This window comes from Paenibacillus baimaensis (assembly GCF_025567575.1).
This window is the reverse complement of sequence record NZ_JAOQIO010000084.1, coordinates 129,301-154,797: the sequence shown is the minus strand read 5'-3', so window position 1 is coordinate 154,797 and position 25,497 is coordinate 129,301. Positions and strand designations below refer to the sequence as shown.

Sequence of the window (25,497 nt, the reverse complement as noted above, 5' to 3'; positions counted from 1 at the left end):
TTTATTCTTTAAGTTCAGCCTGCTGATGATACTGATCAAACATTTCCTTCAATTTGGTTGCAGCGTCATCGGAGAAAATAAGCTTGAGGTTCTTATCTGATTCCCCGGCTGATCGGGATGAGTAGACGTACATCTTCTCCTCGTACACGCTGACCGCTTCATCGAGATCGTCATAGTGAGCGATGGCTAGCGCCAGTTGTGTTGCATCCAGCATCGCCAAGTTCACGCCTTCTCCGGCAAAAGGAGACATCAGATGCGCAGCATCACCGATTAACGTGACACCCGACTTGAAGGCCCATTTCAGACCGACAGGCAGCATATAGATGCGTCTTGGGATCATCTTGTCGTTAGAGCAGTGGATATAGTTCTTCAGTTGTTCGTCCCAATCACTGTAATACTGTAGCAGCTTCCTTTTCGCTTCCTTGGGCTGATTGAATGGAATGTCGCACGTATCCAGCCAGTCACGTTCGGCTCTAAAGCTTAAATATACCTTGATACGGCCATCTCCATTGAGCTGAGCAAGAATCGCTTGATGATCGGCAAGACCAAACATCTTCCCACGAGCGTTAAAGGCGGCGAGTTCAGGATGGGCAACGGCTGCATTGTCCACATTAAGCTCCACCATACTGAGTCCGCTATATTCGGCTTTGGCATCCGTGAGAAGAGGACGTATACGGGAGAAGGCGCCATCGGCACCGACGACAAGATGGACGGTATCCACGTGCCCATTCTCAAAGCGAAGCTCATGCATGCCATTATCCAAAGGAATGGCTTCAATTAATTTATGCCCATAGTGAAGGCATTCAGGATCGAGAGCGTTCAGCAGCAGATCACATAGGGTTCCGCGGTCGATTTCGGGACGTTCCCCAGTATCATCGACGCCAGCCACCTCATCCATATAAATTTTGCCTGTTTTGTCGAGAAGCCGGAAGTCTTCTCCTTCATAGCGGGCAATCGCTTTAAATTGCTCGTAAAGGCCTGCTTCTTTAAGCGCAATTTGCCCGGTATCTTCATGAATGTCCAACGAGCCACCACTGTCGCGGTTTTTATCCGAATCTTCGCGTTCATACACGACGGCTTTTATACCATGCCGCTGCAAAATCAGGGCTAACGTCAATCCGCCGGGACCTCCACCTATAATTGCGATACGTTGTTCTTTTGCTGATGCTGCTGTCATCCTTTTCAGCTCCTCAAAGTTAGTTTGTGAATGTCTTAACTATTTTATAAAATAACGAACATAGTTCGTAAAGAGCATTGTTCGTTTATAGATATAACAATATTTCCGTTTATCCTAACACTTACAGGGACAAGCCTCTTGCCCAATTGTGGACATCTTGTAAGGCGTTGATACGGTGTGATAAATAAGCAGTGACAATAGTAATACCAAATGAGGTTACGATTTGTTGAGCAGATTTCGTAATGGGAGTCACTCGACTGAGAACGCGGCTGTGGCATGATTCGCTTGTGTATTTGTATTCATTTCAACTCGCTCCTTTCTCTTCAAGTTATACCACAACGAACATAGTTCGTAAAGAACTATGTTCGTCAAAATAAAAACCTCCTTCTGGTATGCTACCAAATGGAGGTTCAGACTATGTCTTATAAGTAACGATTATTGTTTTCGTGCTTTTACAATTAGAAAATGCGGGTTCGTCGAAAGACGATCAAACCATCGCTTATACCAATCCATGGACTCAGGTTTATCTTTGAACTCTATATCGGGCTGCGGCTCAACGATTCGGTCAATTACAAATTGTGCTGAGGTGACGTTAAGTATTTCTTGAAGAGGTCTCCTGTAAAATGTAACCTCTACGGGTCCAGACTCCTTTTTGTTCCATGTTTCCTTCAGTAGCTCATGGGCAAAGTAATCGGGTCTATCAAAGTGTTTAAAGTCCATAAAAGGGTGATGCACGGAGAAAATCAAGCAGCCTCCTGGTTTCAGGATACGATGAAATTCACGAAAGGTGGGTTCCCAGTCATCTATGTAGTGAAGGGTCAATGAACTTACAATCAGATTGAATATCTCGTTATGGAACGGAAGTGTTTCAGCCAAATCACAAGTGAACACCGCTGTCTCATCACCGACTCGCCTTTTACAAGCTTCTACCATGGCAGGACTTAGATCAACAGCCGTAACCTGAGAACCCCGTTTTATAAATTGCTCCGTATACCAACCTGCGGCACAGCCAGCATCCAGGACTGCTAGTTCTCTCATATCGCTTGGCATAAGCTTCATCATCGCCGGTCGTTCATAATAAGCGTTATGCCCACTCTCAGTATCAACATGAATTTCATAGTCTTTAGCAAGCTTTTCGTAAGCTTGGAGAACCTTTTCTTTCATTTCTTCACACCTTCCCTCTATTTGTCTGCACTTCACGTTATGTTAACGAATTCCACATTTAAGTTCATTTTCCTTGTTTTTGTGCGCGAATAAGGTACTTGACGAACAGTACCTTTAATTATATAGTTATACAAGTATCTAATTGACGACAAAAAAAGAAGGATGGTTTGATATGATTTAGTCTGTTTAATCCCGCAAGAGCTGCTTGAGGTTTGAAGAAATCGGCGCATGTGACTAGCGTCAATTGAGAGATATACAACTACACGATAATTGGGAGATGATTTCAAAGGTGGCTCAATCTAAATCTTTAATTATATTCATCCTCGCTTTCGGTATCTTTGGTATCATCAATACCGAAATGGGTGTAATCGGCATTTTGCCACAGATTTCCCAACAATTTGGCATAACCGTATCCGACGCAGGTTTGCTTGTCAGCCTTTTCGCACTGGCTGTTGCGATTAGCGGACCCTTCTTACCCTTGCTTTTCTCAGGAATGAATCGTAAGATAGCCATGCTCATGGTAATCGGACTTTTCGTCATCACCAATGTGATATCTGTTTATGCGCCTAACTTTACCGTGCTCCTTATAGCTCGGATTATCCCTGCGTTCCTGCATCCCGTTTATTTCTCGGTAGCTTTTACAGCAGCAGCCAATTCCGTTAGCAAAGACCAGGTTCCCAAAGTCATATCCAAGGTATTCATGGGCGTTACTGCCGGGATGGTCATTGGTACACCCATCACGTCTTTTATCGCGGACGTCATGTCACTTGAAGCTTCACTTTGGTTCTTTGCCGTAGTCAATGCGATAGCATTCGTAGCCATTCTCGCTTTCATCCCGTCTATGCCCGTTAAGGAAAAACTATCCTACGGAGCACAGTTGGGCGTGTTGAAGAAACCACTGGTCTGGATCAGCATTGTGACTGTCATTTTCTTGAATTCATCGATGTATGCCGTTTACAGTTTTTTTGCCGAGTATCTGGATACCGTTACTCATATGACTGGAAAACAAATCAGCCTGATGTTGGTATTATTCGGTGTAACCGGTATGGCAGGTAATCTATTGGCTGGAAAATTACTAAGCAATAGAGCGATCGCAACAGCAATCGTGTTTCCATTTGTGTTCGGAGTCATTTATTTACTCGCGTATTTGCTAGGGAATTTCACTATTCCAATGACGATAATTATCGCGTTATGGGGTGTTCTTTTTACCCTCGGACTCAATATATCTCAATACTGGATTACTTCCTCAGCCCCAGAAGCGCCTGACTTTGCAAACGGCTTGTTTGTTGCCTTTGCCAATCTAGGCGTAACGGTCGGCACATTAATTGGCGGTATGTTTATTGCAAGTATGGGCACTCATCATGTCGTATGGTCCGGCATCATATTCCTGGCGCTTGGTTTTGTGACCATTATGCTAAGAACATCCCTTGGTTCAAAAAAAGCGAGATCTAAGCTAACCCTCACTAATCACTGATTGCCAGACAAGCAGCTCTTTTAGCAATAAGCATAGAGGGAACTACAATTCCCTTCTATGACTATTGCTAAATGGAGCTGTTTATTTGCTGTTATGAATCCTGTAGGGATTGTGTAATCCATAGCATCTCCAATTATAACAATGTCTCAAACATGGTCAATTCTGGGATTTAAATGGGTACCTTAATTAAATTATACGATAATGCCTGATAGGATCAGAAATGTACGGGAGTGGAGGATCGATCATCCTGTCTGCTCAGGAGAAATTTTAGACCAAATATGGTATGATAAACATAATCACAGTTGCTTTTCATCGTTACTGAATCTGCGTTGACAAATCAAGATACTTCCATATCATCAAAATGAAGAGCGACCCACGACATAAAAAGAAGTTAATACAACAACACACAATGTCACAGAAAAGGAGAAATCTGTATGACAACCTTATCCGACCAGCAGTTCTCGAGGATCTCCCGCGCCCTGGCCGAACCGCGTCGTTATCAAATGCTCAAGGAAATCGGAGCAGCCAAAGAGCCGCTACCATGCAGTATACTGCATGAGTCCCACAACGTGAGCGCCGCTACCATCTCCCATCATATTAAAGAATTGGAGACAGCCGATTTGGTTCAATGCATTCGTGAAGGCAAGTTCATGAGTCTTGTTCTCCAACACGATGTTCTGCGCGCTTATTTGGACAAACTTTCGGAAATATAAGTATGGGTCGTTCTACACAAATACAACGGTAGCCCAGGACATAGGAATTCAGTCCAGACTACCGTTAAACATTCAATAAACCTTATATCACCAATGCAGCTCTCAAAATAGCGCCATATTCCAAATAACCTTTTAGACAGGTTAACATGTATACCCAGCCTTCTTTATTGCCCAACAATTTGCTTATGAGTTCATCATCATTCTCTTTAAAGCCTACTTCATTAACCTCAATAAGGGCACTCTTAGAGTCAAGCTCTTTCAGCGTAATCGTAACCACATTCCCATCCCCTGCTGCTCCCCACTGGAACACGATTTTCTTATTTTCTTCGAGCTCCAATATTTTAATATCCACTTGTGCATTGTATTCCATATATCTCAAAGTAATCGTTTTGCCTTGTTCCCATTGATCCGAGCCTGTGAACCAATAGTTTGCCATTTGTACAGGATACACAAATGCTTCGAATACGTCCTTTACAGACTTTGATATTTTCATTTTTGTATTGACCTCTAGGTTCATATGAAATCAACTCCTATTGAGTTTTCTGAAACTGCCATCATCATATCGTATCCACTTGAAACCTGCAAACGCATGTCTGCTTTATTATCGCGGCAATAAATCTTTCATTTTATTCCAATTGTCCTCATCGCTTCCGCCCAATCCATGTTATGATGGAAAAAGAAACCATATCTACGGGAGGGCTAATATGACAGAACATCTGTTACCTCGTTCCAAACCTGAAGATCAGAATATCATTCCACAGGCCATTGAACAATTCATTATGGCCATTGAAGCTGCCGGATTGAATATGCACAGCTTTATGCTCCTTCGTCATGGGTACGTAGTATCCGAAAACTGGTGGCCGACGCATCATCCGGACGAACCGCATGCTTTATTTTCAATTAGTAAAAGCTTCTGTTCAACAGCTATCGGTATGTTGGTTGATGATGGTCTGCTATCCATCGAGGAGCCGGTACTGCAATATTTCCCTGATCATATGACACCGGAAATTGAGTCCAACATGAGCTCTTTACTGATCCGACATCTGCTTACAATGACTTCTGGCCATTCAGAAGATCCTACAAACCTCATACGGAATACACAAGACGGTGATTGGGTAAAAGCTTTCTTCGAAACGCCCATTGAAGAAGCTCCAGGTTCACGATTCGTCTACAACAGTGGCGCTACTTACCTACTGTCCGCGATCGTACAGAAGGTAACCGGACAAACGCTTCTCGACTATCTACGGACCAGACTTTTTCAACCTCTTGGAATCGAAAATGTAACTTGGGATTCTTGTCCTATGGGAATTAACTGTGGCGGCTGGGGTCTTAATCTTACGACAGAGGACATCGCGAAATTTGGACAGTTATACTTACGTAAAGGAGTTTGGAACGGTCAACGACTCATATCGGAGGAATGGATTGAGAAGGCGACTTCTGTTCATATATCAACTGCTGCTATGGATGGTATAGACAAGCAGCAGGGTTATGGGTATCAGTTTTGGCGCTGCCAGTTTGGCGGGTTTTGTGGAAGAGGTGCAAACGGTCAATTCTGTATCATAATGCCCAAGCAGGATGTGGTCATTGCGATTACCTCGGACGAGAAAAGAATGCAGGCGTTACTGGATATCGTATGGGAGAAGCTTCTTCCAGCTATAGAGTGATCAATCGAATATTGGAGTTTTCCCTTCCTTAACTATCGTACAGAATCATGAGTATACTCTATTAAGAGCAAGGATAAGAATTACGGTAAAGCTTGCTCTAGATCCTTGTAAGACAAGGGTTTAGAGCATTTTTTTGACAACAAATACTTTCTATTTTCAATGTGTATCGCAGCAGTACTTATTCTGTAACTTTTCACTATGTATAGCAAAGCAAATAGGCAACCAAATTCATTGGCTGCCCCTAACCACATTCATACATTCACATTATAATTCAACTGAAGTTCATCGCCTGGATAACCTCTGATCCCCCAATTCGATTTAGGAGTCTCAAAAATTGTAATTTCTAAATCCTGCGCAGTGATATTTAATTTGTTATGAAAATTTTCAAAAAGCATGCGAATTAATTGTTTTTTGGAATCCACTGAACGTCCTTCAAAAATACTTATTTCAATAATGGTATAGGCTTCAGTTCGTCCAGCGGCGTAATAAAAATCCTCTTTAGCCATTGGAAAGAAACGATGAAACCTCTTATCCATTGGAAATTTAAAAGCTTCAACAACACAAAGATGAATAATATCCGAAACCCTTTCCTTAATGGGGTTCAGATTTTCCTTAAGACCAAAGATCTTCACTTGAGCCATGCTCCTCATCTCACCTTTCTCGTCTCAACTATTCTCGATAAATCACTTCCATTATCCCCCATATTATAACATGCCTTTCGGGAATATAGGCACTCCCTTGATAAATTATCTAAATGAATTAACAAGAACCTCTTTAAGGCACTAGAGAAATCCAGCATCCATTGCTTTCTTGGCCGCTTCTTCCCGATTACGTACGCCCAGTTTCATATAGGCGGTTGAGGCGTAGTTCCTGACGGTTCCGTCAGATAAATATAACTTTGAGGCGATAGTTTTGTAACGCAAACCCTTGGATACGAGCTGCAAAATTTCTAATTCACGAGGCGTTAGTCCATATTCATCCGTTGTGTTCGTATTGGGTAAGCTGTTCTCCTCTTTGTCCAGTTGAATTTTCTCAAACAATTTCTGTGACATATCCTGATCTATGAGAGTGCCCCCACGATACACAAGACGAATCGTTTCTACAAGCTCACGTGGCTCCATAGATTTCAATAAGTACCCATCCGCCCCACTTCTCAGCACCTCTAGGGCTTGCTCCGTATCTTGAAACGTGGTCAGAATGAGAATACGAATGTTCGGCCACCTTTGCTTCATAATTTTCGATGCAGTCATACCATCCATATTGGGCATGTCCAAGTCCATGATCACAAGCTGCGGCTGGACCTGCTCACAAATTTCAATGGCCTGCTCTCCATCCTCAGCCATACCCACCACTTGCAAATCTTTGTGTCTTTCCAGCAGGGTACGAAGACTCTCACGTATGAAGGATTGATCGTCAACGAGCAGCAAGCGAATGATTTCTTCTGGCAGCTCCGCTTGCTTGGGCAGTGTGCAAACAACAACAGTTCCTTCACTGGGCTCAGAGTAAACAGAGACATGTCCCTGCAGATTCATGGCTCGTTCTTTCATTGCGTTCAGGCCGAAGCCTTCCTGCCATTTCTGCATTCCTGTACCGTTGTCCTTTATTTCGAGTCTCGTTTGCCATTGCTCAAATTGCACAGAAACATTAATTTCCGTGGAATGACCATGACGTACCGCATTAGTTAATGATTCCTGAAGACAGCGATAAAATGTCAGCTTGGCCTGCTTGGGTAACTGGTATTCCTCGCCATAGGTTCGAAAATGAACCTGCACTTTGGTATTCGCTTGAAATTCATCGGCCAAATTCTGCAAAGATTGCAGCAGCGATAGCTTTTCTTGCGGTGATTCCATCTTATGTAAGTAGCCTCTGACTTCCTCTATACTTTTGCGAGCCAATAGCAATAGAGGATCGAGTCCTTTCTCCTGCGCCTTTTCCGAAAGCTGAGGTCGCATTGTTTCCAATCCCATAATGATAGAGGTATAGGAATGTCCGATCGTATCGTGCAGCTCTTTGGAAAGCCGGTTACGTTCTTCAGCCAATGTGATACGTTCGATTTGAGATAAATATTGTTCCAGGACGGCATTTTGCCCGCGGATGATCTCATTTTGCTTATGATTAACGACCAGCAGATGAAAGGTAAATCCGAGCGTGTAAGCCAGCCCGATGTGAATGATCATAATTAAGTAGCTATTCTGATGAGACAGCAGATTAATAAGTAAGGGTATGAGGACGATGGAAATAGGCCCCGACCAACGATAGGAAAGATGTGCACTATTGGCAGCGATCAGAAAAGCATATGTCAAAAACGACAAATAGGCTTCTGGAAATAAATATCCCAAAAACAAGCACAGCCCCCCGGAAAAAACAATTTCCGTTAGCAGATAGTACTTATAGTTAAGAAGCAAGCACAGCCAAGGTACGGAAAATGCGATAAGCTGCCAAATACCCATACCCCATAGCGGCATCGGTATTTGATCCTGGAATTGAATCGTTGTGAGAAAGAGCGATACACTGCTAATAATTCGAATCAGGAACATGATCCAATCATACCAGAACCATTGTTTAACCATGTCGTACAAGTCAATCAACTCCCTAACAAACCTTCTGTTTCACTTCATATCGCTATCTAATTAGGAAGTCCTACCGGATTAACCTGTTAATCATATGACGCGTGTAACCCCCTACCATTCGAACCAGACCATTTCCCAGCCAAGCACCTACAATAGCAAGAACGAATCCCCCAGCCATCGTATAAAGAGATTTGGTGAATGTATCGATAGGCATCCCCATCAACTGGATATCGACAACCTGGAATAGAACCGGGGTCAGGATGAATAGGGCAGGAGCCACATATACAAATACGGCACTAATTAGAGCAATAAGTCCAATAATAAACTTCAGCATTAACCAAGAGATAGCGTTCCAGTTCCGATGATCGAGCAGCTCATCTTTAGCCTGTGCCCACAAGGTACCCTCTATGCGTGGTTTCTCTGGATAAGGCTCCACCGTGATATCAGCATAAAGCTTGGTTTGAATACGCTCGTATTGTACAAATGTTTGTGTCGTGCGCATCACATAAGAGAGTATCGGAACCCCTATTAATGTAAAGCACAAGCTTAAACCCAGTATAAGACTAACCAAATAAAAACAAAAGTAAAACAATCCCGTTATAAATGTTAGAAACAAAAAGTACATATTGTGCGTATTACTCACGAATCGTTTGTGCATGTTCATTTCCCTCCCAGGTTGTTTTGAGACTCTTATAGTCATCCACAGTCTATTCCTCCCTACGTCATATAGACCAGTGCCTAAATGTCATATGACATGGAAACCAGCCCATTTCAGCGCAGGATGCAAAGATATGACAGAAGGTAACTTGTTAAAATGACAACCTGTTTGGGATACTCATGAGACCAACATCAAACTTATAAGGAGAAATGAACCATGTTAACTATGACTCGCAGCCTCAGTCTCACTGCTCTATTATTATCATCAACTGTTTGTACAGCATGGCCTTCAAATTCAGCAGCACCTAACGAAACCGCATCTCAGACAAATACTAAGACAAGCTCGAAGGGCCCACAGGATTCACAAGAGATTGAAGCGTACGCAGATCCTGTATAGATAAAAATTCCGTATTTCCCACTCTATAAACAAATAGAGGAACTCCATAAGGAACTCCTCCACATTAGCGCGTACTTCGTTGCTGCATTAGTCGCTCTGCCATAATCTTGCCAATCCCAACAACCTGGAATCGTACCATGTCATTGGAAAATAGGTAATATCCTTGTACACAAATAGCGGATATTGATCAAGACGGCTCCTACGGCTATCAACCTTCTCCCCCTATCACCTCTCCATACTCGTTCCAACCGCCCGCGGCAGCACTTGGGTATCGAATCAGTCGACCTTGTAGATCTGGACCATTTTCATAATATGACCTTGCAGCTCGGCAATTAATTCGGGAGGTTCTAACAGCTTGACATAGCTGCTGTAGCTAAGAATGTTCTGAACCGCTTTTTCCGTGGAGGAATAATGTGCCGTTACTGATATCGTACCGTCCGGGTTATCTATGATCTGGTCATAACCATATTCATCCCGTACTCTCGTCTTGACCTCTTGATTAAAACACAGAACCGCTCGCACCTTGGAAAAATTAGCATGGCTCATGAACTGCTGTTCAACATCCTGCAGCGTATAAGCGCGCCGGACGAATAGCTCGGGCAAGCTTCGCAGCCTAATCATACGGGAAAGCCTGAATACACGCATAGCAGATCGACTGAGACAGTAGCCATACAAATACCAAACATATCCTTTGAGAAACAATCCCATCGGTTCGATCGTTCTTTCTGTTTCCGTTCCCTTGCTATCCAAATAGTCAAACCGGATGATATGCAGCTCTTTAATAGCCTGACGAAGAGGGGCGATTTTCACCTTGTCATTGGGGGTTGGGGTGAAATCAAGATCCACATGAACCGTATTGGCGGCATTGGATGGAGTCGGCATCAAGACATTGATTCTCTCCAAAAGCCCATCGATGTCCGAGCTGTCGGTAGCAGAGCGTGCTCCTTTCAATGCCGAACAAATAGACGAAAAGTCATCGAGAGATAAGACTTGTTTATCTATACGATATCCGGACATAATCTCATATCCTCCGTCCGAGCCAGGAAATGAAACAATCGGGATTCCAGCCTGATTAATAGATTCCATATCCCGATAGATCGTACGCAGAGAAACTTCAAAGCGCTCAGCCAGTTCAGTTGCGTTGACGCGGGGTTGATTGAGTAAAGTCATCGTAATGGCAAGCAACCGATCCAGTTTCACTTGAAGCTCCTCCTTGCCGAGTTTAATGGTCACACTTGCAGATTCTTATTGTTTTCTACACGTAACCGTACTTAACCTTCTTATACAAGGAAATCATGTCATTATCTGAAGCGACGGAAGAAGCTTTGCAGGTCGGGTGCCAAAAGATCCGGCGCATCCATGGCGGCAAAATGTGTACCACGCTCAAACTCCGACCAATGTACAATGTTAGTGTTATCGCGCTCTGCAAAACGCTTCATCGACTTGAAGTCGTAGCCAAACACAGCAACTCCGGTCTCGGTCGTATTAGGGCCTTGCACAGCCTGTTCGCTGTTATGTGCATTTTCATAGTAGAGGCGAGTGGAGGATTCCGCCGTATTGGTCAGCCAATACAGCATTACATTCGTCAGAAACGCATCACGGTTAATGAAGTCCACATGGTCACCAAACCCATTGAATAATTCAGCGATCCAGGCGAGCTGGCCTGCCGGAGAGTCAGTCAAACCATACGTCAACGTCTGTGGCCGGGTCTGCTGAATCGCGTTGAAGCCTGCCCGTTCATGAAAGCTGGCCAGAAATTGAAGTCGGCTCTGATCATCTGCGGACAGGTCTATCATCTCAGCGGGATCGCCTGATGGGAAGGAGAATAACTGCAGCACATGGATACCGAGCAGACCGTCAGGCTTCTGAATACCCATCTCACGGGAAACGAGCGCACCGCAATCACTGCCATGAGCACCATATTGTTCGTAACCGAGACGTTCCATCAACTCTGCCCATGCTTGGGCAATACGAGTTATATTCCAGCCGGCTTCGAGAGCAGAACCAGAGAAGCCAAATCCAGGCACAGAAGGGATGACGAGATGAAAGGCATCCGCCGGATCTCCACCATGAGACCGAGGATCTGTAAGCGGACCGATCAGCTCCAAAAACTCCACGATCGAGCTTGGCCAACCATGTGTGAGGATGAGCGGCATCGCATCAGGCTCCTGTGAACGGACATGCAGGAAATGCACATGGGCCCCATCTATCGTCGTTGTAAATTGTGGGAATTCATTCAAACGCGCTTCATGCTTGCGCCAATCATACTCATTGTTCCAATAAGCTGCCAGCTCTTTCACATACGGAAGCGACACGCCGTACTTCCAGCCAGCATCCTGAAGTGCTTCAAGCCAGCGAGTGCGGGACAAGCGGTAGTGCAGTTCATCAAGATCCGCTTGTCGAATGGCGATGTGGAAAGGGCGAATCTCAGTGTCTACATGGTTTGATGTGTGGTTAATCGTTGTCATTAGAAGTGCCTCCTCGAATTTGGGGTCTCTATGTTTCTTCTTTACACTTCTAATCATAAAGCAAGTACCCTGACAGCATACTGTCAGGGTTACGAGGGGGCTTAACATTTATTTCGTTATACATATCTATTTCTAAAGAGTATGGACCTCTCGCATTGTATGGCGGATTCTCATCCATGTCCACCCTGGACATGATTCCATACATCCTGCAGCTTGGCAATTATCCGATTTTTGCCTCGCAATGGCGCGTACCCTAAACGCCGATTAATTCGAAGAATGGGCTCGTTCGTGGAGTCATTGTCCGTACGGATATAAGCGGCATTACGCTGTTTGGCAAGCTCTATTGCTTTTATTTTCAGTCCCAACGCGATTTTACGACCACGGTAAGCTCTACTCACACCGGTATACTCATGATACATTCCGTTGGTCAGCTGATTGTGCAATACATTGGATACACCCACATATTTATTACCATTTATCGCAATAATGACTTGTTCCGGTGCATAGCCATCGACCTTCAAGTACCACTTACGCCATTCATCAATGGCTGGGACCTCACCTGTATACCCCGGTATATCCTGAAGTGTCTCCTTGTAGAGCTCGTACAGCCTCTGCTCGCTCCCCTCTTCAGCCTCATGGGCTAACGTAGAGAACCGCACCCCTTCACCCTCCAGTGCACGGAAAAGATCATGGTCATTCATACGCTCCAAGTCGACCTTCTCCATATCAAGCACGGACTGAAAAGAATGACGTTCAACTATAAACCCTCTACGTTCAGCAAATTGAAGCGATTCCGTACTGTCATCCCAAATCTCCACTACAAGTAGGCTAGCTCCAAGCTGGATTCCCCAATTTGTCACATGGCGCAGGAGAAGCTGCCCCACACCTTGATTGCGGTGCTGTTTAGCTACGATCAGCGTGTTATTGAGATGGCCGGGCTCTGTCCAGGGTGCCCGCCAAGCCCAAACAAAACCTACGATCACGCCCTGCTCTGTAACCGCAACCTGACGTACGCGATCATAGCCTGCAAGCAGCCCGTTATCATCGATGTAGGTATGGCCTACTTCGTAAAGCTTGGCATCGTCTTCCTCAAGCCTCTCTGCCGTGGTTGGTTCTGACCAGTATGTGTTTAATAGCTCTGCTAATTCTGCATAATCCTCCGGCAGCCTCAAGGGCCGCAGCGCAATGGACATGGTGATAACCTCTCTCCACTTTCAATTTATATCAAAAGTGTAGTTGTTCTTCCAGAATGTTACAACGGAGATTTTAGCTATAGTCGTTTATTCGTATGTCAATCATAACCTCAGGAGGAAGCGAAGGAAGCAAATTTTCCCATTCAAATAACTGATCAATATGATACACGCCATGCGGCAATACAGAGCGGTAAACCCTATCTGCTACAGTAGCAGCCACTTTTGCCGTAATAGTGGCTTCCTTGATCCCCTGAACCAGACATTCTATCAACACGTCATCTTGACCTTTTTTCCCCCACGCATCAATTTTCACGGCAAACATCTCTTTTCCAAATCGCAGCTTACCGAACAATTGGATGACAGCATGACGAATCCGCTGCAACTTCAATAAACGGAACACTCCGCCTACTCTTAACCACGCCAGCAAGCCGGTCACGGACGCCGAGTCGAAACAGAGCCGGGTGGATACAAGTGGCACACCCAGTGTTCGCGATAGAGCATGCTGATCAGCAAAGTTGAACCGATAAGACTTTCTATGTCCCAACGCTGACCCAAATTCCGTTATTTTACCGTCCGTAAAGCTGGATACAACAACTTTACTTCCAGCCTGCATCACAGTAAAATCCGTGCCCAGGTTATCCACTGTCCATTCGATAGCCGCTTTACCATGTTGGTCGCCCAATCCCAGCATGATCGATATGTCTATGACATCCGTCTGATCCATCAGATGTTTGGCGTGAGCAGCCAACAGGTTGGTCAGCCCAGGCGCAAGTCCAATGCTCAGCACCGCCGTTGCTTGACCTGCTACGGCTTCCTCATGCAGATGTTCCAGCTGTGAAAGAAACGAATCATCAGCAGAAATGTCCACGTAATGCACTCCGTTGTTAAAACAAGTCCGTGCAAATGCAGGATCGATCTGATCCAGACACATCACGACCAGCTTGATATCCTTCCATATTTCCGGATCAACGGCTTCCTTGATATTGATCTGGTAAGGCTTTACCTTACCCTCGGTTGTTAAGCAGAATTGCTCAGCACGATCATAGCTTCTTCCTGCCGCAATCACTTTTCCTGGATATAACTCACCCAGATCCCTGCAGATCATTTGTCCTACCTGACCGTAACCACCAACTACCATCATATGATTTTTCACAATAATTCTCCTGACCCCGTATGCTGTATTCTCTATTCCATCGTATCGGCGGATTTGAAGCAAAAATATCCTTCTATTAAATAAGAACCAAAATAACGTGATGTGTGAGTAAATCCAGCTTCCTGTAACAACATTGCCACGTCTTCTGCGGAAATTGGATCTGATTCCTGACCGATAGAAGCGGCGAATCGCTCCCATTCCTCTTGTGTAATTCCGTTATCCAGCATATGAGTTTCCCAGGCTTGCATCTGAGTGGCAAACTGTTGTGTCTGCGGCTCACCGTTCAGCGATGCAAGCAAGAGAGGAGCACCAGGCTTCAGTCGCGCGGAGATCCCGCGAAGCAGCTCCAGCTTGTGCTGCATGCCTTTGACAAAATGCAGGACCAGCATGCAAGTTGCACCGTCGTAACGCTTTTCAAGCGGTAGTTTATCGACGGTTCCTTTTATTAAAGATACCCGATCCCCAAGCTCCGCCTGATTGATCCTTGATTCCGCGATCTTCAGCATCGGCTCGGAGGGATCGATACCTGTAAATGTCCAATTGTCATGCTTGCTGCCCAGCGTCACAATCTCATGACCGCCGCCTGCCCCAACGATTAGCACATCCAAGCTGGTATCTTCGGTATCTTCACTATGGTTGATCGCGTTCAATATGCGATCCGTCATATCATGCAGTAGTCCGTAACCAGGTATTTTTAAGGAGATCGTCTCTCCATAGCGGTTCACATTCGGGCTATTCCAGTTCATTCTTGATTGAGGATTGTTCATTGTTATCGCTCCATTCCTTAGGTTGATTGATGTCCATTGACAAGTTTGTGCAGCTTAACGATATCGTCTGCCGTAAACCGCATGGTGTCAGCTCCGACATCGGCTGCAGCATGGAAAATGTCCATCGCAAGCGAACCTGCCCCTGTAAGTACTACGATACGAGATCCAAGAGCAAGAGCCTCATCCAGATCATGCGTGACGAGCAGGACGGTTGGTTTATTCTTGTGCCATAGTCGCAGCAGCAGCTTCTGCATGTCCAACCGAGTTGCGGCATCCAGGCTTTGAAAAGGCTCATCCATCAGGAGCAATCCCGGATTGGCTATGAATGCCCGGATCAAGGAAACCCTCTGCTTCATCCCACCGCTGAGCTGATCGGGGTAGCTTGTCAGCGCATGCGCCAATCCCGCTTCTGTTAACCAAACCGCAATATCCTCATCTCTAATCGCACGCTTCCGATCATCGAGCACCCATCGAACATTGTCCAGTACCGTTTTCCATGGCAATAACCGGGGCTCCTGAAATACATAACCGATTCGCATATCGCTTCTTCTTTCTATGATTCCGGAATCCGGCAGCTCCAGACCTGCCGCCATTCGCAGCAGCGTCGTTTTACCAATACCCGAGGAGCCCATTATGCAAGTAATTTGCCCTTCATGAAGCTCAAGAGATAGCTCCGACATAATCGTTCGATTACCGTAATGTTTGGTCACTTGTTCAAACCGCATAGCGTTTATTGTTCTCTCTTTCCTTATGCTTTCCGTAGAAGTAGGTTCGCATTAACCATTCCAGACTCATTCCCAACAGAGCAACTAGCAGTGTCCAGGCGATCACTTCATCCGTCTTCAAATATAATCGTGAGGTGTTCATTGCTGCGCCTATTCCGGTTTGGCCGCTGATTAACTCCGACATGACGATGGTCTTCCATCCGCTGCCGATGTTGATGGTGAGGGCTGCCAACCAGTAAGGCCGCAGGGCCGGCAAATAAATGTCCCGGATTCGCTTCATACGACGAACACGAAAGACGCTTGCCATTTCAAGCAAATCCTTAGGTACTTGTTGGATGCCCTCCACTGAGTTAAAGAAAAACACTGGAAAAAGGGCAATCACGACGACCAGAATCTGCGCCCCTCCGTCTATCCCTAACCATAGTATAGCCAAAAGAATCCATGACACGGGAGGTACGGATTGTAACAGTGTCACCGCTGGCCGCACGAATGCGTATATTTTATCGTTACAGCCTGATGCAATTCCAAGTCCAGTTCCAATGACAAAAGCTATACCAAAACCAATCGCTAGACGTACGAAGGAAATCAACAACGGCTCCCATAAATGTCCGTTTCCAGCGATATGAAGCAGCGCCTGTAAGGTTTCAAGTGGTGAAGGAAGAATAACAGCAGGGTATACACGGGCCACAACCTCCCAGATGGCAAGAATAACAAGAAAGGTATAGCTGCCTGGCCATTTGTTATAGACCGTAATAAAAACCCGCATCAGGCAGCCGGCCTCCTATCGATTCCGGTGCGTCCTGCAGCAAAATTTGAAAATATCGCTCTACTTCCGGCTTGGCATCCCTGGCATCTTTATAAACCAAACTTATCTTGGTCATGGCAGCAGATAGTACGGCTTGCGGGAGACCGAATGCTTCAGCAGACAACTTAAGCGATTCCTCTGGCCTTAGAACCGTCTCATTCAGCGCATCCCGATACATAATCTGAAATTGCGCTACTTCCTTGGTATGTGTCTTAGCCCATTCACGGTTCACGAAAATACCTGTTTGCGGTAAATCCTCTCCAAATTGGGCCCGCCACGCTTTCTGGAAATCGATAACTTCATATAACCTGCCATCCAGCTTCACACGCAATCCGCTGATCATAGGCTCTGGCAGCACAGCATACTTAATGGTACCTGCTGCAAGCTGCTGCATCATTTCTGGAACGGTAGAATAAGCAAGCTTGATCTTTCCATCCAGCCCTTCCTTTCTCAGCAAAAATCGGGTTACAATATCGGGCGGGCCGCTTTGTCCGGGAATATATACCGTCTCATTGGTCAGATCAGCCAGACGGTGTGCATCAGGTGAAGTAGAGATCAAATACATGGAACCCCACGTATTGACATGAAGCAGCTGCAGCGGCAATCCCTTTGCAGCAATATTGGCCCCAAGATTAAGCGGTGCGGCAACAAATGGTACATTTCCGTTCTGGATACGAGCAAGCAACTGCTCAATGGTATCCCATGTTTCCACCTTCAGCTTCATATCTGGACTCCCTTTCTTCTCGGCCAGCAATGCTGGAATCAGAGAAGGTGCTTTCGGAGATAACAGGACCACATTTTCCACATTTGTCGACGGGACCGTTGTTTCCTTAACGTCTTCCGCACTTCTGGAGCAACCACCTAAAAGAATAATGAGACCGGTCAGAGTCAACAACAACAAATGCAGGGTACGACGACGCAGCATAGTTTCTTTTCATCCCCTTTTTTATATAGTAGAATAACAATAAGAATCATTCTCAATTATAAGGATGTAGTCGGTACGGACAATCCCACAAATCTGGGATTCTTACAGAAAGCACATACCGGTTTGTACGAGGAGAAGCGACATGAGCGTTCATACACATATAAGAGCCGTCACCAAAGAGATATCTGCACTGGAAACGAGTCCTGCATCTGGTTCGGATTATCGGGAAATGGTAATCCAACTCTTACGCAGCGTCGTACCGTTCGATGCGGCTTGTTGCACGACTGTTGATCCGAGGACACTGCTCTCAACGGGGGCTGTTACGGAGCATAGTGTAGAAAAAATTCATCACCTGCTGTTTGAAAATGAATACCAGCACGAAGATTTCAATAAATACGCCAGCTTGGTCCAAGCTGATGACCCCACCGCCACACTCAGTGGGGCTACGAATGGTCAATTGAAGAAGAGCTCCCGCTACCGCGACATTCTCAGTCCGGCAGGCTTTGGCGATGAAATGCGAGCGGCTTTGGTGAGCGATGGCGCATGCTGGGGGTATTTGACTCTATTCCGTGCTCAGAATCAACCTGTGTTTGGGGAGGCTGAGCGTTCCTGCGTTTCCTCTCTGGTCCCTGCTATTTCTCAGATGCTGCGCAAGAGAAGCCTGAAGCTGACGACTCATGAATCGGAGCAGGTGCACATGGACGCTGGCATCCTGATTTTGTCGAACAGCCTTACCACCCTATCCTCTGATGCAGCGGCCGATTATTGGCTTTCCTTGCTTCGCAAATGGGAACGAATCGACAGCACCACGCTGCCCCGGCCTGTTCGAGCGGTGTGTGCTCGCGCCCAATCGAACCATACTCCATATCCAGACCAAGCGTACCCGTCCAAAGTCTGCTTTTATACACCAGATGGACAATTTCTGGTTATCCGGGCAAGTCGGTTAAGCGGACCCTCTGATTCCATGCTGCTGGCAGTTTGCTTCGAAACGGCGAAGCCACTGGATATTATGCCCTTTATGGCGGAAGCCCATGGACTTTCATTACGAGAGAAACAAATTCTTGAGTCGGTATTACGGGGTTTCTCCACGAAAGAAATCGCCAGCTCTCTGCATATTTCCGCCTATACGGTTCAAGATCATATGAAATCGATTTTCACGAAAACCGGCATGACGAGCCGAAGGGAACTCATATGGAGCTTGTTCTCCCGTTTCAGTCTGCCGAATGCCAATGTACCGAACATGGACTGATATAATGAAAAAAGAGAAACTGGCTTCCCTGCTAGCAGGTGTCAGTTTCTCTTTTAATTATAAGCTGGTAGAGTGTTTACGTAACCGCTTTGGACCATTCTCGAATCGTTTTGTCAGAAGGAAGCAGTAACCCGAGCGCACCGATTAAAGGCATGAATGAGCATGCTGTGATCACAATAGTAAGACTTGTTAAATCAATCAGGCCACCCAATGCCACAGCCCCAACCGCACCCAAGCCGAACGATAGACCTGTTATGAGTCCTGAGACCGTGCCTACTTTACCAGGTACTAATTCTTGTACATACACAACGGTTACAGAAAAGCTGCTGTGATTAATGATACCAAGCAAAAATAGCAATGGATATACCCAGATTTCACCCACATGGGGTAGAAGCATCGCGAATGGTGCTGAGCCAAGAACGGATAACAGGATGACATTTTTCCTGCCGATCCGGTCAGATAATGGCCCTCCAAAAAATGTTCCGATAATTCCCGCACCCATATAGATGAACAGGAAAATTTGAGCTTCGGGAACCGTCATCTGAAAACGCTCAAGTAAATAAAATGAAAAATAAGTTGAAATACTGGCTCCGAACCATGAACGTGCAAAAGCAATCAACAAAATAATGATTATCGCAGTTTTGATCTTCTTTTCATGCTGGCCAAATCGTGATGCCGGAGCTTTGGACTGGCCTTTGCGTTGACCTACCAGCAGGTGCTGCCGATACCATTGGGCTACCCATAGCTGAATCATCATGCCTATGGCTGCGATCATGGTAAACCATACAGCCCCGAACTGGCCAAATGGGAAGAAGATCAGCGCTGTCATTAAGGGTGCCATCGCTCCGCCGGAGTTTCCTCCGACCTGAAATATGGACTGCGCCAAGCCTCTACGCTCACCGCCGGCTAAATAGGCGATTCGTGCACCCTCAGGATGGAACACAGCAGATGCTACACCGACTAATCCAACGGCAGCAAGCAGGACCGCATAGGCAGGTGCAAAGGCTAAACCAAGCATTCCGATTAGAGCAATAATCATTCCGATTGGCAATAAATAAGGCGTTGGCCGTTTGTCCGCAAACATCCCCACAAAAGGCTGCATGACCGATGAAGAAAAATACAAAATGAAGGTGATGATGCCGATCTGAGTATACGTTAAATGTAAGGAATCACGCAGGATCGGATAGGAAGCTGGAATGACAGCTTGAAGGGCATCGTTAATGAAATGAGCCAAGCTAATGGCAAGCAGCACGGTATAATTTGCTTTTTTATTTGTAGCCTCAAGCATTTCTCTCCATGATCTCCTTTGTATACACGGACTCCATTACAATAATTGAGCTGCCCATAACCCGCCTCTGCGAATAAGCTCCCGAAAAGGCTCTACACTAAAGGACGCCAGCTGGTGTCCAGGCATTAAATAGACGACTCTGCCTAATCCGTATTCATGTGTCCATGCGGCTGGCCACAATTGTCCATCATGCTCATATTCGGCGAGAATTGTAGTCTGATAGTGCGGATACATGTCAAACCGGTACGGTTCCTCATCCATAACAAAATCATCGATACCTTCAGTGATCAGATGCTTGTGCCCCGAAGTCTTGATCGGCAAGGCTGTAAAGGGCGGGTGACCCGTGAATTTAGCACCCAGCATCGTCCCTAGCTCCTGACTCCTTTGAAGCGAAATCCCGTTATGAATGGCCAGCAGTCCACCCCCATTAGCCACATAAGACAGCAGCGCTGCGGTTTGAGCGGATGGCAGCGGCTCCTTGGCAAATTCCGTGTAGGAGATCACTAGTGAATACGATTCCAGAACCCTCGGGTCCAGCTGCCCGTAGTCCTCTGTAGTTGTAACGGCAAATTCGCCTTCAAAAATCTTTTCAAGCTCCCGATCTACATCTGTGAATGGATGATATTTTGCATGCTTATAGTCACCTAAAGCTAAAGCTTGATTGGTTTGCATAGGGGCAGCTTCCTCTCGTTTTTGATTTACCATGTCCATTTTTTTCCATTTAGATCCAAATAGGCCGGTTGGTCAGCCAAATACGTTTTATGATCCTGGACCAGAGACATAATCTTCCCGGCAGACTCTTCCGGAGAAATAGGAGCGTCCGGATTCAGCTTACCGCTCATATAGGTTTGCATCCAACCGGGGTGAAACACCATAACCTGTCCTCCCATATCCCGCAGATGATTATGCAATATGGATGTGTGCATATTCATAGCTGCTTTCGACATGCAGTAGCCGTACGATGCTTTTCTTTTGTTCTCACTGATACTTCCAGCTTCCGAGGAGATGTTCACAATCAGTTTGTCCTCGCTTTGGAGCAGCAGCCCCATAAGTGCGTTGTTAACTCTCAAAGCTCCCAGTGTGTTGACGTTATAGATTTGCATCATCACATCAAAATCGAGCTCAACCAGAACATTCGCATGGTCGGCGCGATTGCCTATCCCCGCGTTATTTACTATTAAGTCTACATGTCCGGTCTTGGCGGATACCATACGTGCGGCCCGTTTCACACTATCGCTGCTGCCGATATCCAATGGCACCAGCTCCAATTGTTCTGGATGGCTGAGCTTCAAATCCGCAAGAAAGTTCCATTCCTCCAAATATTGCCCGGCAAACACCTTGTATTTGTTCTCCAGCAACCATTGGGTAATGTGAAACCCCAAACCTCTGTCCGCACCCGTTACAAAAGCCACTTTTCCCATATGCTCTACACTCCTTATTGATTGTTTTATGGTCTACTCCTTGACAGAGCCAAGTGAAATGCCAGTCACAAAATATTTCTGAAGAAACGGATATACCATCAGCACGGGTACCATCGTAATGACTATTTTGGCCGCACTGAACGTTTTTTCTGACAGCTTCATTAACTCCTCCATGTCAGTGCTGCTCATGTTGCTTAACAAGGGTGATATCACAAGTGAACGGATATACGTCTGAAGCGGTTGCCGGTTCTGATCATTGATAAGCACCATGCCATCAAAAAACGAATTCCAATGATGCACAATACTGAATAACGTAACCGTCGCGATAGCTGCTGTCGACATCGGGATATAAATTCGGAACAGCGTAGCAAAAGGACCCGCACCATCCATCGTGGCAGCTTCCCCCACTTCCTTACCAATGCCGCGAAAAAAATTCATCAGCAGAATAACATTGAACACCGGCACAGCTGTAGGCAGTACAAGCGCCCATACCGTGTCCATAATCCCAGTCATTTTTACGGTCATGTACCAGGGAATCAAGCCGCCGTTAAACATCATCGTAAATACGAATATCCACATCAGCTTATTTCTCGCCGGAAATTCTGACCGTTCCTTGGATAAGGGGTAGGCCGCCAATACCGTCAGTATAAAATTAAGAGCGCCTCCCAGCAGCACACGTTGAATCGAAATCAGAAAAGAATTGAAAAACCGTTGATCCTGCAAAATATACTCGTAGGGAGTGAGCGTAAAGCCTATAGGATAAAAGGTAACTAGCCCGCCCGCAGCCGCAGATTTATCGCTGAAGGACAGCACAACCATATGCCAAATCGGTGCCAGGCATATGACCGTGATGATGATTAAAACAAGTAGCAATCCCAGGTATGCCAGCTTCCCGCCGACGCTCTGCTGCTTTGTGAACATCGTGTCTCCCCCTGATTTCAGAAAATGCGGTAATTGGCCCACTTATCTGCCAGCTTCCATGAAATGACCACCAGCAAAAATCCAACGACCGATTTCAGCACACCTACAGCCGTAGCCAAGCCATACTGATGTTGAATCATGCCAATGCGGTATACATAAGTATCAATAATATCTCCTGATTCGTAGACAGATGGATTGTACAGGTTGAAAATTTGCTCGAAGCCGGCATTCATTACTTTACCTATCCCAAGACAAGCTAATAAAACAATCGTGGGTGCAATACCCGTTAGTGTGATGTAACGCATTTGCTGTAATTTGTTGGCTCCGTCTATTTTGGCTGCCTCATACAGGCTTGGATTAATCGCTGTTAATGCAGCCATGAATATGACGGCATTGAATCCAAACTCCTTCCATACATCGCTGCCAACAATGACGATCGGAAACCAGGTATTACTTCCCAGGAAAAATATCGGTTCAATCCCCATTCCTTTCAGCATGGAATTGAGAATGCCGCTAGTTGACAGCATATTGGTCAGTACCCCGGCCAATATGACCCATGACATGAAATGTGGTAAATATACGATCGTTTGAATCCAACGTTTGAGCGTATGTTGAACAACTTCATTCAGCATGAGTGCAAATACGAGTGGAACAGCCAAATTCATGATGATTTTGGAGACAGCGATAAAAATCGTATTAAAAAATATCCGGGAGCTTTCGGGCAGCTCGAACATATACTTGAAATTTTCCAGCCCGACAAAGGGCGAGTTGAATATGCCCTTGGCCGGAATAAAATCCTGAAATGCCATAACAAGTCCGAATAACGGAAGTATCTCATAGATGATTACAAGAATGGCTGCAGGTGCAATCATCGCGTAGTAACTCCAAACATGATGTTTCGATCTCATAGCGTAGCTCCAATCTGTTCATCTTAACCCTTATACCTATTGCTTGAGCATGCCTCTCACTTCGTTTGTGATCTCATCACCTCCGAGCTTTTTCCACTCCGTTACAAACTCGTCGAAGGCTTCGAGCGGTTTACTGCCCATGATGATTTTGATGAATACTTCATCCTCCATTTTTTTCAAATTGACCCATTTGCGTCCCATCGTTGGAGTTTTTCCATAAAAGACACCTGATGTCTTGATCACATTGTCCTGCAGCATGGCTCTCGTCGTAGCGGAGCTAAGCGTGGTCGACCAAGCGGTCAAATCCTTCTTCGGATTTTCCTTTTCAAACTTAATTCTGTCGTACTGCAATTTTTCCGGCGATGGAAGAGAATTGTAATCGGCCTTTCCGGCAATAACTTTATCCACTCCACTCACTCGAATTTCCTTTTCATCAAATGGAGCCATCATATGTCCGAAAGGCAGGTTTACCCTTTTGTACGGGACATTTTGACCTTTATAGAAATCCACTCCTAAGCTCTGATCGATAATATATTCATGATTCAGCGTACGAATAACGGCCTCAGGATGTTTAAACTTTTTGCTAATGACAAGGAAACTGGAAGTCGGTGACATCGTATGTGTTTTAAAATTGCCTTTGCCGTCTAGCGGAACGGCTAGTGGTATCCATTCAGCTTGAGGATTTTGTTTGACGCTGTCCATCAACATAAAACTTCCCATCCAGAAGGGTCCGAAAAACATCCCGACCTTCCCGCTGATCACTTTTTCTCTGCCTGTGCTTGTTGTTTCGGCTACAAATTCCTTATGAATGATTCCAGCTGCGTACATCTCTCTTAATTTCGCCAGCGCCGCTTTATTTTCGGGCTGTATGGAACCGTATTCAACATTACCTGATTTGTTTTTGATCCAAAGCTCAGGATAAGCATCGTAATAACTGAATATCGTATCAAATCCGAATATACTGCTTCCGATATTTATAATATCCTGTGTTCCGGTAAGGCCGAGTGTATTATTTTTCCCGTTTCCTCCCGGATCGCGTTCTATAAACGCCTTTGCTACGTTCTCAATGTCGCTTAATGTCTTAGGCTCCGGCAAACCCAGCTTATCCAGCCAGTCCTTACGGATATAGAGCACATTCATCGCATCGGCGCCGGGTTGAGAATTCGGAATAGCCATTAACTTGCCGTTAAAGGTTGCCTGTGATAAGCTAAGCTCTTTTGTTGAATCAAACACTTTTCGTAATTCCGGAGAAATATTCTTATCGTACGCACTAGTTAAATCAGCTACTAAATCAGAATTCACCAACAGTTTTAATTGGGTTTCGTTTACGAACATCACATCAGGGACGTCGCCGCTTGCAATTACCAAATCAATCTTTTGTTTATAAGGGTCACCATCTGGTGTTTGCCAAGTATGCTCATATTTAATATTTAATTTATCCGAAATAAATCTTACGAACTCATTGTTTTCCTGACTGTCCCCCGGCGGCAGCTTGACATCGACCGAAGATGGTTTTCCATATTTGACTGTAATCGTTTCCGGAAATTTAGCGAATGGACCTGCCGGGATATCCTTCTCTGGTTTTCCATCGCTGCTCTTCCCCTGCTCTGCCAGATCTTTGCCAGTCGAGCAGGCTGCCAAGCTAACAGATAACAAAATAGTGATGAGTGCACTCAAGCCTTTTCTTTTTCTAAACATGAGCCAAGACCTCCTTTTGTATTTTGTGAACAGTTTCATTATAGACCGATTCCTCAATAACCCGGCTTAGAAAGCTGTCAGTAATATGTTGTGTTATTGTTTGGAAATTGCATGGGGAGGAATGTGTAAGCGCCAACAATTTTCTTACCTGATAACAACA

General features: G+C 45.4%; 24 protein-coding genes. 4 read left to right on the top strand and 20 right to left on the bottom strand.

The features are described 5' to 3' along the window. Nucleotide 1: 1 nt before the first annotated feature. Nucleotides 2-1,177: an FAD-dependent oxidoreductase gene (locus tag OB236_RS19890; protein ID WP_262685566.1), complete on the bottom strand. Its 1,176-nt coding sequence runs from the start codon at nucleotides 1,175-1,177 to the stop codon at nucleotides 2-4. Nucleotides 1,178-1,612: 435 nt separating this feature from the next. Then, nucleotides 1,613-2,341, bottom strand: a complete 729-nt coding sequence (locus OB236_RS19885; protein WP_262685565.1) for a class I SAM-dependent DNA methyltransferase — start codon at nucleotides 2,339-2,341, stop codon at nucleotides 1,613-1,615. A 289-nt stretch (nucleotides 2,342-2,630) separates the two neighbouring features. Here OB236_RS19885 and OB236_RS19880 point away from each other — a divergent pair, with 289 nt between their 5' ends. Beyond that, nucleotides 2,631-3,815: an MFS transporter gene (locus tag OB236_RS19880; RefSeq protein WP_262685564.1), complete on the top strand. Its 1,185-nt coding sequence runs from the start codon at nucleotides 2,631-2,633 to the stop codon at nucleotides 3,813-3,815. A 434-nt stretch (nucleotides 3,816-4,249) separates the two neighbouring features. Next, nucleotides 4,250-4,528 (top strand): ArsR/SmtB family transcription factor, encoded by a 279-nt coding sequence (locus OB236_RS19875; protein ID WP_076233649.1) that lies wholly within the window; start codon nucleotides 4,250-4,252, stop codon nucleotides 4,526-4,528. Nucleotides 4,529-4,610: 82 nt separating this feature from the next. On the opposite strand, the gene OB236_RS19870 is transcribed toward OB236_RS19875, so the two are convergent. Further along, complete coding sequence (locus tag OB236_RS19870) at nucleotides 4,611-5,045, bottom strand: SRPBCC family protein (RefSeq protein ID WP_262685563.1); 435 nt, start codon at nucleotides 5,043-5,045, stop codon at nucleotides 4,611-4,613. A gap of 187 nt (nucleotides 5,046-5,232) precedes the next feature. On the opposite strand from OB236_RS19870, the gene OB236_RS19865 reads away from it, so the two are divergent. Then, a complete protein-coding gene (locus OB236_RS19865; RefSeq protein ID WP_262685562.1) occupies nucleotides 5,233-6,192 on the top strand; it encodes a serine hydrolase domain-containing protein in 960 nt (319 codons plus the stop codon). Between the two features lie 251 nt (nucleotides 6,193-6,443). On the opposite strand, the gene OB236_RS19860 is transcribed toward OB236_RS19865, so the two are convergent. From OB236_RS19860 to OB236_RS19810, 11 genes are all read right to left on the bottom strand, one after another. After that, nucleotides 6,444-6,833, bottom strand: a complete 390-nt coding sequence (locus OB236_RS19860; RefSeq protein ID WP_262685561.1) for a tautomerase family protein — start codon at nucleotides 6,831-6,833, stop codon at nucleotides 6,444-6,446. A gap of 141 nt (nucleotides 6,834-6,974) precedes the next feature. Beyond that, a complete protein-coding gene (locus OB236_RS19855) occupies nucleotides 6,975-8,771 on the bottom strand; it encodes a helix-turn-helix transcriptional regulator (RefSeq protein WP_262685560.1) in 1,797 nt (598 codons plus the stop codon). Between the two features lie 61 nt (nucleotides 8,772-8,832). After that, nucleotides 8,833-9,420 (bottom strand): sensor domain-containing protein, encoded by a 588-nt coding sequence (locus OB236_RS19850; RefSeq protein WP_262685559.1) that lies wholly within the window; start codon nucleotides 9,418-9,420, stop codon nucleotides 8,833-8,835. Between the two features lie 672 nt (nucleotides 9,421-10,092). Continuing rightward, nucleotides 10,093-11,016 carry a helix-turn-helix transcriptional regulator gene (locus OB236_RS19845; protein WP_262685558.1) on the bottom strand — a complete coding sequence of 308 codons (924 nt, stop codon included), beginning with the start codon at nucleotides 11,014-11,016 and terminating at the stop codon, nucleotides 10,093-10,095. 101 nt (nucleotides 11,017-11,117) lie between these two features. Further along, on the bottom strand, nucleotides 11,118-12,284 hold the full coding sequence (locus tag OB236_RS19840; RefSeq protein ID WP_262685557.1) for an epoxide hydrolase family protein: 1,167 nt from the start codon (nucleotides 12,282-12,284) through the stop codon (nucleotides 11,118-11,120). Between the two features lie 170 nt (nucleotides 12,285-12,454). Continuing rightward, entirely contained in the window at nucleotides 12,455-13,477 is a 1,023-nt protein-coding gene (locus tag OB236_RS19835) for a GNAT family N-acetyltransferase (protein WP_262685556.1), read from the bottom strand. A 73-nt stretch (nucleotides 13,478-13,550) separates the two neighbouring features. Beyond that, entirely contained in the window at nucleotides 13,551-14,633 is a 1,083-nt protein-coding gene (locus tag OB236_RS19830) for a saccharopine dehydrogenase family protein (protein WP_262685916.1), read from the bottom strand. A 29-nt stretch (nucleotides 14,634-14,662) separates the two neighbouring features. Next, nucleotides 14,663-15,397, bottom strand: a complete 735-nt coding sequence (locus OB236_RS19825) for a class I SAM-dependent methyltransferase (RefSeq protein ID WP_262685555.1) — start codon at nucleotides 15,395-15,397, stop codon at nucleotides 14,663-14,665. A 17-nt stretch (nucleotides 15,398-15,414) separates the two neighbouring features. Continuing rightward, nucleotides 15,415-16,122, bottom strand: a complete 708-nt coding sequence (locus OB236_RS19820) for an ABC transporter ATP-binding protein (RefSeq protein WP_262685554.1) — start codon at nucleotides 16,120-16,122, stop codon at nucleotides 15,415-15,417. Then, nucleotides 16,112-16,888 carry an ABC transporter permease gene (locus OB236_RS19815; RefSeq protein ID WP_262685553.1) on the bottom strand — a complete coding sequence of 259 codons (777 nt, stop codon included), beginning with the start codon at nucleotides 16,886-16,888 and terminating at the stop codon, nucleotides 16,112-16,114. The genes OB236_RS19820 and OB236_RS19815 overlap by 11 nt, the downstream gene beginning before the upstream one ends. Beyond that, nucleotides 16,863-17,852 (bottom strand): ABC transporter substrate-binding protein, encoded by a 990-nt coding sequence (locus tag OB236_RS19810; RefSeq protein ID WP_262685552.1) that lies wholly within the window; start codon nucleotides 17,850-17,852, stop codon nucleotides 16,863-16,865. Before OB236_RS19810 ends, OB236_RS19815 begins: the two co-directional genes overlap by 26 nt. Before the next feature lie 142 nt (nucleotides 17,853-17,994). On the opposite strand from OB236_RS19810, the gene OB236_RS19805 reads away from it, so the two are divergent. Further along, nucleotides 17,995-19,101 (top strand): helix-turn-helix transcriptional regulator, encoded by a 1,107-nt coding sequence (locus OB236_RS19805; protein ID WP_262685551.1) that lies wholly within the window; start codon nucleotides 17,995-17,997, stop codon nucleotides 19,099-19,101. Between the two features lie 76 nt (nucleotides 19,102-19,177). Here the strand turns inward: OB236_RS19805 and OB236_RS19800 are convergent, their stop codons facing one another. From OB236_RS19800 to OB236_RS19775, 6 genes are read right to left on the bottom strand one after another with little or no spacing between them, the layout of a single operon-like run. Next, nucleotides 19,178-20,389, bottom strand: coding sequence for an MFS transporter (locus OB236_RS19800; protein WP_262685550.1), 1,212 nt, complete (start codon nucleotides 20,387-20,389; stop codon nucleotides 19,178-19,180). Nucleotides 20,390-20,425: 36 nt separating this feature from the next. Continuing rightward, nucleotides 20,426-21,061 (bottom strand): ThuA domain-containing protein, encoded by a 636-nt coding sequence (locus OB236_RS19795; RefSeq protein ID WP_262685549.1) that lies wholly within the window; start codon nucleotides 21,059-21,061, stop codon nucleotides 20,426-20,428. A gap of 26 nt (nucleotides 21,062-21,087) precedes the next feature. After that, nucleotides 21,088-21,810, bottom strand: a complete 723-nt coding sequence (locus tag OB236_RS19790) for an SDR family NAD(P)-dependent oxidoreductase (protein WP_262685548.1) — start codon at nucleotides 21,808-21,810, stop codon at nucleotides 21,088-21,090. Nucleotides 21,811-21,843: 33 nt separating this feature from the next. Continuing rightward, nucleotides 21,844-22,731, bottom strand: a complete 888-nt coding sequence (locus tag OB236_RS19785; protein ID WP_262685547.1) for a carbohydrate ABC transporter permease — start codon at nucleotides 22,729-22,731, stop codon at nucleotides 21,844-21,846. 17 nt (nucleotides 22,732-22,748) lie between these two features. Continuing rightward, a complete protein-coding gene (locus OB236_RS19780) occupies nucleotides 22,749-23,639 on the bottom strand; it encodes an ABC transporter permease (RefSeq protein WP_262685546.1) in 891 nt (296 codons plus the stop codon). Between the two features lie 36 nt (nucleotides 23,640-23,675). Then, nucleotides 23,676-25,337 (bottom strand): extracellular solute-binding protein, encoded by a 1,662-nt coding sequence (locus tag OB236_RS19775; RefSeq protein ID WP_262685545.1) that lies wholly within the window; start codon nucleotides 25,335-25,337, stop codon nucleotides 23,676-23,678. Nucleotides 25,338-25,497 lie beyond the last annotated feature (160 nt).

Coding starts and splice junctions, on each gene's coding strand:
- OB236_RS19840 (WP_262685557.1), bottom strand. CDS start 12,284: ATGACAACGATTAACCACACATCAAACCATGTAGACACTGAGATTCGC.
- OB236_RS19865 (WP_262685562.1), top strand. CDS start 5,233: ATGACAGAACATCTGTTACCTCGTTCCAAACCTGAAGATCAGAATATC.
- OB236_RS19790 (WP_262685548.1), bottom strand. CDS start 21,810: ATGGGAAAAGTGGCTTTTGTAACGGGTGCGGACAGAGGTTTGGGGTTT.
- OB236_RS19820 (WP_262685554.1), bottom strand. CDS start 16,122: ATGCGGTTTGAACAAGTGACCAAACATTACGGTAATCGAACGATTATG.
- OB236_RS19850 (WP_262685559.1), bottom strand. CDS start 9,420: ATGCACAAACGATTCGTGAGTAATACGCACAATATGTACTTTTTGTTT.
- OB236_RS19890 (WP_262685566.1), bottom strand. CDS start 1,177: ATGACAGCAGCATCAGCAAAAGAACAACGTATCGCAATTATAGGTGGA.
- OB236_RS19875 (WP_076233649.1), top strand. CDS start 4,250: ATGACAACCTTATCCGACCAGCAGTTCTCGAGGATCTCCCGCGCCCTG.
- OB236_RS19795 (WP_262685549.1), bottom strand. CDS start 21,061: ATGCAAACCAATCAAGCTTTAGCTTTAGGTGACTATAAGCATGCAAAA.
- OB236_RS19780 (WP_262685546.1), bottom strand. CDS start 23,639: ATGAGATCGAAACATCATGTTTGGAGTTACTACGCGATGATTGCACCT.
- OB236_RS19815 (WP_262685553.1), bottom strand. CDS start 16,888: ATGCGGGTTTTTATTACGGTCTATAACAAATGGCCAGGCAGCTATACC.
- OB236_RS19870 (WP_262685563.1), bottom strand. CDS start 5,045: ATGAACCTAGAGGTCAATACAAAAATGAAAATATCAAAGTCTGTAAAG.
- OB236_RS19835 (WP_262685556.1), bottom strand. CDS start 13,477: ATGTCCATTGCGCTGCGGCCCTTGAGGCTGCCGGAGGATTATGCAGAA.
- OB236_RS19825 (WP_262685555.1), bottom strand. CDS start 15,397: ATGAACAATCCTCAATCAAGAATGAACTGGAATAGCCCGAATGTGAAC.
- OB236_RS19885 (WP_262685565.1), bottom strand. CDS start 2,341: ATGAAAGAAAAGGTTCTCCAAGCTTACGAAAAGCTTGCTAAAGACTAT.
- OB236_RS19805 (WP_262685551.1), top strand. CDS start 17,995: ATGAGCGTTCATACACATATAAGAGCCGTCACCAAAGAGATATCTGCA.
- OB236_RS19800 (WP_262685550.1), bottom strand. CDS start 20,389: ATGCTTGAGGCTACAAATAAAAAAGCAAATTATACCGTGCTGCTTGCC.
- OB236_RS19810 (WP_262685552.1), bottom strand. CDS start 17,852: ATGCTGCGTCGTCGTACCCTGCATTTGTTGTTGTTGACTCTGACCGGT.
- OB236_RS19860 (WP_262685561.1), bottom strand. CDS start 6,833: ATGGCTCAAGTGAAGATCTTTGGTCTTAAGGAAAATCTGAACCCCATT.
- OB236_RS19785 (WP_262685547.1), bottom strand. CDS start 22,731: ATGTTCACAAAGCAGCAGAGCGTCGGCGGGAAGCTGGCATACCTGGGA.
- OB236_RS19775 (WP_262685545.1), bottom strand. CDS start 25,337: ATGTTTAGAAAAAGAAAAGGCTTGAGTGCACTCATCACTATTTTGTTA.